The organism is Streptomyces sp. NPDC058052, assembly GCF_042885515.1.
Taxonomy (GTDB): domain Bacteria; phylum Actinomycetota; class Actinomycetes; order Streptomycetales; family Streptomycetaceae; genus Streptomyces.
The window spans coordinates 1-1,004 of the sequence record NZ_JBHVRX010000113.1; the positions used below are offsets into that span (position 1 = coordinate 1).

Genomic DNA, 1,004 nt, shown 5'->3' on the forward strand with positions numbered 1-1,004 from the left:
CTGTAATTGTTGAACCAGCTGCAATAAGGGTGTGATCATTTACTGTTACAGGGGCTATGAGGTTAGTATTACAACCAATAAACGCATCGTTACCTACAATCGTTTTAAATTTATTTACCCCATCGTAATTAACAGTTATAGAACCACAGCCAATGTTTGTTCTTTCACCAATTTCAGCATCACCAATATAGCTAAGATGTGAAACTTTTGCGCCATCTTTGAGATCTGATTTCTTAACTTCAACAAAGTTGCCAACTTTTACATCTGCGCCAAGATTTGAGCCAGGTCTTAACTGAGCAAATGGCCCAACTTTTGTTTTTTCTCCTACAACTGAATCGTTAATGACAGATTGTTTGATGTTAGCATTCGAACGAATTGTACTATTATTAATTTCAGAATATTGACCAACTAATACGTCTTCACCGATAATCGTACGGCCACCAATACGTACACCTGGTTCTATTGTTGTGTCAGCACCTATTTCTACATCAGGACCGATAAATGTTGAATCTGGGTCAATAATAGTTACGCCATTTCTCATATGGTAATGATTAATACGTTTTTGTAGAGTTTTTTCAGCCTGACTTAACATAACTCTATCGTTGACACCCATGATTTCGTCAAAATCATCTGTATGGTACACTTCTGCCTTACCACCATCGTCTAAAATAAGCGATAAAACATCAGGTAAATAATATTCACCTTGAACGTTATCATTTTTGACTTGTGCTAATTTATCAAATAGCTCTTTATTATCAAAAGCAAAAATACCAGAACTAATTTCCTTAATCGCACGTTCGTTTTCATTTGCGTCTTTTTCTTCAACAATTCGTTCTAATTGATGGTTGGAATCTCTTACAATTCGACCATATCCGTACGGTTGTTGAGTTGATGCAGATAATACAGTTACTTGTGCTTCTGTACTTTCGTGTTGGTCGATAAGTGATTCTAACGTCTTAGATGTGATTAACGGCGTATCACCACACACAACTAAAGTTGTCCCC

The 1,004-nt window shown here is 36.4% G+C and carries 1 protein-coding gene; it reads right to left on the reverse strand.

Annotation, left to right across the window (positions count from 1 at the left end):
• On the reverse strand, positions 1-1,004 hold a 1,004-nt coding region (gene glmU / locus ACFVU3_RS40295; protein ID WP_390073747.1), incomplete at both ends, for a bifunctional UDP-N-acetylglucosamine diphosphorylase/glucosamine-1-phosphate N-acetyltransferase GlmU.